General features: G+C 65.2%; 6 protein-coding genes and 1 pseudogene. 6 read left to right on the top strand and 1 reads right to left on the bottom strand.

Annotated elements, in window-relative coordinates; genetic code table 11:
• A pseudogene (locus VVD49_RS05385) lies at positions 1-345 on the top strand (ornithine cyclodeaminase); the annotation flags it as partial.
• Complete coding sequence (gene rocF / locus VVD49_RS05380) at positions 342-1,349, top strand: arginase (RefSeq protein ID WP_327598108.1); 1,008 nt, start codon at positions 342-344, stop codon at positions 1,347-1,349. The pseudogene VVD49_RS05385 and the gene rocF, both read left to right, overlap by 4 nt.
• A gap of 5 nt (positions 1,350-1,354) precedes the next feature.
• Here the strand turns inward: rocF and VVD49_RS05375 are convergent, their stop codons facing one another.
• Positions 1,355-2,293, bottom strand: a complete 939-nt coding sequence (locus tag VVD49_RS05375; protein WP_327598107.1) for a LysR substrate-binding domain-containing protein — start codon at positions 2,291-2,293, stop codon at positions 1,355-1,357.
• 48 nt (positions 2,294-2,341) lie between these two features.
• Between VVD49_RS05375 and VVD49_RS05370 the strand changes: the two genes are divergently transcribed.
• The 4 genes from VVD49_RS05370 to phnE all read left to right on the top strand — a co-directional run bounded on the left by VVD49_RS05370 (position 2,342) and on the right by phnE (position 6,437).
• Positions 2,342-3,793, top strand: a complete 1,452-nt coding sequence (locus VVD49_RS05370) for a PAN domain-containing protein (RefSeq protein WP_327598106.1) — start codon at positions 2,342-2,344, stop codon at positions 3,791-3,793.
• Between the two features lie 151 nt (positions 3,794-3,944).
• Positions 3,945-4,805 (top strand): phosphonate ABC transporter substrate-binding protein, encoded by an 861-nt coding sequence (phnD, locus tag VVD49_RS05365; RefSeq protein WP_327598105.1) that lies wholly within the window; start codon positions 3,945-3,947, stop codon positions 4,803-4,805.
• Positions 4,802-5,617 (top strand): phosphonate ABC transporter ATP-binding protein, encoded by an 816-nt coding sequence (gene phnC, locus VVD49_RS05360; RefSeq protein ID WP_327598104.1) that lies wholly within the window; start codon positions 4,802-4,804, stop codon positions 5,615-5,617. The genes phnD and phnC overlap by 4 nt, the downstream gene beginning before the upstream one ends.
• A 1-nt stretch (position 5,618) precedes the next feature.
• Complete coding sequence (phnE, locus tag VVD49_RS05355) at positions 5,619-6,437, top strand: phosphonate ABC transporter, permease protein PhnE (protein ID WP_327598103.1); 819 nt, start codon at positions 5,619-5,621, stop codon at positions 6,435-6,437.
• The last annotated feature ends 8 nt before the right edge of the window (positions 6,438-6,445 follow it).

Here is a 6,445-nt window from a genome sequence, read left to right as displayed (position 1 = left end):
GCTGGTGTACTGCGCGCTGCCAGCGTCTTCGTCGAGTACGAAGCGCAGACACGCAAGGAAGGCGAGATCCAGCAGATGCCTGCAGATTTTCCCGTTACCGAGCTGTGGCAGGTACTTGGCGGCACCGCCAACGGTCGCAGCGATCACGATGAAGTGACCATCTTCGACTCGGTCGGATTTGCGCTGGAAGACTATGCCGCGCTGCGCTTCATGCGCGACGCAGCCATTGAACTCGGTGCAGGGCAGGGGCTGGACCTGATCCCCGCGCTGGCCGACCCCAAGGATCTTTACGCGCTGCTGAACCCAGCCTCGACAGCGCATGGCAAAGGAGTACTCGCCGCATGAATGCACCCTACCAATTGCCTGCTCGCCCACCACCGCCCGCCGTCAGCCTGATCGGCGTGCCCACCGACATCGGCGCCGGCACACGCGGTGCCAGCATGGGGCCGGAAGCCCTGCGCGTCGCCGGCATCGTGCCCGCGCTGGAGCGCTTCGGTATCGAGGTGCGTGACTGCGGCAACCTGGTCGGCCCGGCCAATCCACAGCGCCCGCCGCTGCACGGCTTTCGTCACCTGGAGGAAGTCACGACCTGGCAACAGGTCATCCACGACGCCGTCTTCGCCGAACTGCAGGCAGAGCGCGTCCCCGTGATCCTCGGCGGCGATCACAGCCTCGCCATCGGCAGCATCTCGGCCGTGTCGCGCCACTGCCGCACGCACGCTCGCAAGCTGCGCGTGCTGTGGCTGGATGCGCATGCCGACTTCAACACCGCTGGCATCACGCCGAGTGGAAATCTGCATGGTATGCCGGTCTCCTGCCTGTGCGGTTACGGCCCGGCGCAACTGACCGGCCTCAGCGGCGACGTACCGGCGCTGCATCCTGACGAGCTGTTCGAGATCGGCATCCGCAGTGTCGATCCCGGCGAACAGCGCCTTGTGCATGATGTCGGCATCGAGGTGTTCGACATGCGCAGCATCGACGAGCTGGGCATGCGCGAAGTCATGCAGCTGGCGCTGTCAGGCATGGATGCCGACACGCATCTGCACGTCAGTCTCGACGTGGACTTTCTCGACGCCGAGATCGCCCCCGGCGTGGGCACTACCGTGCGCGGCGGCCCGACCTATCGCGAAGCGCAGCTATGCATGGAGATGATCGCCGACACCGGCCGGCTGGCATCGCTCGACGTTGTCGAGCTCAACCCGGCGCTGGACGTGCGCAACCAGACGGCCGAGCTGGCCGTCGACCTGGTCGAGAGCCTGTTCGGCAAGAGCACGCTGATGCGCCGGCCGCACGTGCTGTATGGCACGCCCGGCGTCAGGGACACGGCCCGCGCACCTCGCGTGCGCTGAGCTGATCAACTGCGCACGGCCTCGCGGATCTGCGCCGCCACGTTGAAGAAGGATTTCAGCAACAGGCTTTCGCGGCGCTCTGCCAGACAGTAGAGGAAGGTCTCGGTCACGGCCGGGTCGCCCTCGATGCGTAGCGCGCAGATGCGCGGATCGGGGATGAACTCGGCCTCCGACACCGCGCCGATCCCGATGCCGCGCGCCACCGCCTCGCGCAAGGCCTCGCGACTGCCGATCTCCATTGCCGTCTGCGTCTTGACGCCCGCAGCGGCCAGCGCGGTCTCGATGGCGCGTCGCGTGCTGGATCCGCGCTCCCGCTGCAACATCGCCTGGCCCTGCAGCAGCTCGATCGGAATCGCCCCGCGCCCGGCGAAAGGATGCTGGTGGTGCACGAAGAGAATGACGGCATGACGCGCGTAGGGAATCGCGCAGAAGCCTGCCGCGTCATGGAAGCGTGCCAGCACGCCGACATCGATGACGTAGTTCTCCAGGTCCTCGAAGACCTCGACGGAATTCCCCATGCGGATCGACACCTCGACACGCGGATAGCGCTGCCGGTATGCATCCACCATTTCCGTGACGTGGAACGGGCCGACTGCGCCAAGCTTGAGGTGGCCGCTGTTGAGCTCGCCACAGTCGTGCAGCAGGTTGTAGGCCTCCGTCTCCAGCGATGACATCTGGCGCACCACCGGCAGCAGGCGCTGGCCGACTGCGCTCAGCTCGATGCGACGACCACGCCGATGAAACAGCTCGACGCGATATTGCTGCTCGAGCCCCTGCACCTGCGTCGTCAGCGTGGGCTGCGTTACGCCGAGGGCCCGCGCAGCGGCGCTGAAGCTGCCGTGCTGGGCAACGGCAAGGAAGGCGCGGAGTTTCGAAGACGACATATAGAAGCGATCAATGGATGGGCCGGGTTTCGCATATTGAATCGACGACGCGACAGTCATGTGACATCCCCACCCTGTCGGCTCCTTCAACGATACGAGGAGTCCTCGATGAACACCCTGAATTTCCCGCGCCTGTGGCACACAGGCCTGTTTGCCACGGCCCTGCTGCTGACGGGGCCCGCTTGCGGCGCGGCTGTCGACGCATTCACCAAGACGGCCAATGCCGCCATCTCCGGCTACAACAACGAGCGCATCAGCAGCGCCACGCCCGAGATCTGCGCCGCGGCCTGCACGACCAGCTCGCGTGCCGGCTGGTGCGTGTCCTTCGATCACAACCGCGCAGAACAGTGGTGCGACCTGAGCGACAAACGCGCCAGCGACGTCGGCGGCCTCAAGACCGACTACGCCGGCAATCCCTATGACCACTACAGCCTCAAGCCTGATCCGCTCAAGGCCTTCGTGCGCACGCCGGACGCGGCCATTTCCGGCTACAACAACGAGCTGCTGCAGGCGGTCACCCCTGCCGACTGTGCAGCCGCCTGCACGGCAAGCAGCCGCAGCAGCTGGTGCAAGTCGTTCGACTATTACAAGACACAGCAGAAGTGCGACCTGAGTGACAAGCGCGCCAGCGACGTGGGCGGGCTGAAGACCGACTACGCCGGCAATCCTTACGACCACTACTCGCTGAGTGCCGCCGGCAGCGTGCCGAATCCCGTCCCCGGCAAGAAGCACGTGCTGTTGATCGGTGTCGATGGCTTGCGCGGCGATGCCGTGCTCTGCCCGGCCTGCGTCGCCACGCCTGCACTGACGGCGCTGGCCAATGGCGGTGCCTATCATCGCAACGTCCTCGCGGGTGGTACGCAGCAGACAGTCAGCGGGCCGGGCTGGGCCTCCGTGTTCACCGGCTTCTGGGCCGACCAGCACGGCGTCACGTCCAACGCGACGGATCAACCGCTGCAGAAGCCGCACGTGTTCGACAGGATCAAGCAGGCCTGGCCGACGGCGACGCTGGCGGTGGTGGGCGACTGGTACAACATCACCCACAACCTGCTGCCGGCTACGACGGATTTCGTTGTCGCCAATGCCGCCAAGAATTCGCAACAGGCCACCGACACGGTGAAAACCTGGCTGGGCTGGGCGAACCCGCCCACGGCGATCTTCTACTACCTGCACAACGTCGACATCCACGCCGCCAGCTACGATCCGGCCAACGCGTTCTATCGCGGCAAGATCGCAGCAGAGGACGCGCAGATCCAGCAGGTCCTCAACGCCCTGGCGGCGCGCCCGACCTATGCCAGCGAAGACTGGCTGATCATCGTCACCTCGGACCACGGCGGCCTGGGCAGCGGGCATGGCGGGCAATCGGCCAGCGAACGCGACACGCTGCTGATCCTCAACAACACCTGGCAGCGCAGCGGCAAGACGCCGTATTGCAGCGGCGACCTGAGCGCCGCCAGCCTGCTGCAGATCGACGGCACGACGCCGCACATCCTCGACTTCATCGGGCTCGCAAACCTCACGCAAGGCCACAAGCACGCCGCCTGCGGCGCCGCGCAGTAAGGCGATATCCCGCCCTGCCGAGCTGCTGGCGCGCGGCCCATGTATTGACGTGATCAATACATTGGCCGCGTTTTCAATATGAAATCGATAGTTTGCTTGTCATCTTGCGTTTCCAGAATGCACGCACTACCTCACACATGGAGTGCATGTCATGAAACGCCTGTTCAACTGTATTCGCGCGGCCGCCCTGTCGTTCGCCGTCGCCAGCCCGGCCTTCGCGGCCGACCAGCTCACCATCGGCCTGATCCCGGCGGAGGATTCGCAAGCCATGCTGGAGAGCAGCAAGCAGGTGCTCGCTGCACTCGAGAAGCAGCTCGGCATGCCGGTCAAACCGTACATGGCCACCGACTACAACGGCGTGATCGAAGCGCTGCGAGCGAAGAAACTGGATGTCGCTTACCTCGGGCCGTTCTCGTACGCCATGGCGACGACCGTTGCCAACGTCGAGGCGTTTGCCGTCGCGGTGACGAAGAAGACCGGCCAGAGCTCGTACAAGAGCCAGATCATCGTGCGCAAGGACAGCAATCTCAACTCAATTGCTGATCTGAAAGGACACACCTTTGCCTTCGTCGACCCGAGCTCGGCCTCGGGTCACCTGTTCCCCAAGGCAGGCCTGATCGCTGCGGGTTACGACCCGGAGAAGTTCTTCAGCCGCGTGATGTTCTCCGGCTCGCATGATGCAAGCATCCTGTCCGTCGCCAACAAGAAGGTGGAAGCAGCCGCCGTGGCCGACCGCATCCTGAACGCAGCGATCCTGAAAGAGCAGATCGGCAAGGATGATGTGAAGGTGATCTGGAGCTCCGGCGCGATCCCCGAGTCACCGATGGTGTGGCGCAAGGATCTGGACCCGGCGCTCAAGGAGAAGATCGCCAGGGCCTTTGCCGGCATCAAGGACCTGCCATGGGGCGACCAGGGCGTACTCAACGGCTTCCAGCCGACCAATGACGCGGCCTACAACATCGTGCGTGACACGGCCAGCGCGCTCAAGCTCGACCTGCGGAGCATGAAGTGATCCGCATCCGTCAATTGACGAAGCAGTACGGCAGCAATGTCGTACTGCGCGGCATCGACATGGATGCCGCACCCGGCGAGTTCGTCGTCGTGCTCGGCCAGTCCGGCGCCGGCAAGTCCACCCTGCTGCGCTGCCTCAACCGCCTCGTGACGCCGGACGCTGGCGAAGTGAATGTGGCCGGGCTGGACGCGGTCAACAATACCGACACGCTGGCGCTGCGTCGCCAGGTGGCGATGATCTTCCAGCACCACCACGTCGTGCCGCGCCTGTCGGTGCACAAGAACGTGCTGACCGGCCGCCTCGGTGCGGTGAGCACGCTCAGTTCGATCTTCCAGTTCTTCCGCCGTGAAGACGTGGCACTGGCGCATGAGTGCCTGGCACGCGTGGGCCTCGCCCACAAAGCAGACGCCCGCACGGACTCGCTCTCGGGTGGCCAGATGCAACGCGTCGGCATCGCACGCGCACTCGCCCAGCAGCCACGCCTGATCCTCGCCGACGAGCCGGTCGCCAGCCTCGACCCGCGTACCGCGCGCCGCGTGCTGCAGTACCTGCGCGATGCCTCGCGCGAGCTGGGCATCACCGTGCTCTGCAATCTGCATCAGGTGGATTACGCCTGCGAATTCGGCGACCGCATCGTCGGCCTCGCGCATGGCCGCGTGGTCTTCGACGGCACGCCCGACACCATGAGTGAAGCCGATCTGCAGCGCATCTACGCCGACCCGGTCGAGCATGCGGAGGAGGTGGCCGGCGGCGATCCCGTCGAGCGCCCCGCCAGTGCCCCGGCTTTCCTCAACCTTGGCGCAGGAGCCTGACATGAATGCACGACGCTATATCTGGACCGTCAGCCTGCCATCGTCGGCGCGCGCCTGGTCCTTGCTGCTCGCCGGTACGGCAGCCGCTCTCCTGTTCCTGCAATGGAGCGCACAGGGCACGCAACTGAGCTGGGGCGAACTCGCCGCCGGCCTGCCGCAGATCGCCGACTTCCTGAGCCGCACCATGCCGCCCGACCTGAAGATTCTCGAGCGCCTGGTAGCGCCTGCAATCGAGACCATCCAGATCGCGGTGTGGGGCACCTTGCTGGCGGTGTTGCCGGCCATTCCGCTGGCATGTCTTGCTGCGCGCAATCTGAATGGCAACAGCTGGAGCTACCGCATCACGCGCCAGAGCCTGAACGTGATCCGCAGCATCAACGAGCTGATCCTGGCGCTGGTCTTCGTCTCGGCCGTCGGGCTCGGCCCGTTCCCCGGCGTGCTGGCCCTGGCCCTGCACGGTGCAGGCATGCTCGGCAAGTTCTTCGCCGAAGCCATCGAGGAGATCGACGAAGGCCCGCTCGAGGCGCTGCGCGCCACGGGTGCGCGCAAGCTGCAGGTCATCGTGTTCGGTGTGTTGCCGCAAGTCATCACGGCATGGATTGCGGTGGTGCTGTACCGCTTCGAAGTAAACCTGCGTTCGGCCACGGTGCTGGGCATGGTCGGCGCCGGCGGTCTCGGCTTCGAGCTGGTCAGCAGCCTCAAGCTCTTCAAGTACCCGCAAACGGCGACCTGCATCATCGTCATCACAGTCATGGTGATTGCCGCCGACAGCCTGTCGAGCCGACTACGGCATGCCATCCAGCATACGGGGCGGCACTGAGAGCGCTC

Source organism: Uliginosibacterium silvisoli, from assembly GCF_036017035.1.
Lineage (GTDB): Bacteria > Pseudomonadota > Gammaproteobacteria > Burkholderiales > Rhodocyclaceae > Viridibacterium > Viridibacterium silvisoli.
The sequence above is the reverse complement of the archived record's forward strand: the minus strand, read 5'-3'. Positions and strand labels throughout refer to the sequence as shown.

Coding starts and splice junctions, on each gene's coding strand:
- rocF (WP_327598108.1), top strand. CDS start 342: ATGAATGCACCCTACCAATTGCCTGCTCGCCCACCACCGCCCGCCGTC.
- VVD49_RS05375 (WP_327598107.1), bottom strand. CDS start 2,293: ATGACTGTCGCGTCGTCGATTCAATATGCGAAACCCGGCCCATCCATT.
- VVD49_RS05370 (WP_327598106.1), top strand. CDS start 2,342: ATGAACACCCTGAATTTCCCGCGCCTGTGGCACACAGGCCTGTTTGCC.
- phnD (WP_327598105.1), top strand. CDS start 3,945: ATGAAACGCCTGTTCAACTGTATTCGCGCGGCCGCCCTGTCGTTCGCC.
- phnE (WP_327598103.1), top strand. CDS start 5,619: ATGAATGCACGACGCTATATCTGGACCGTCAGCCTGCCATCGTCGGCG.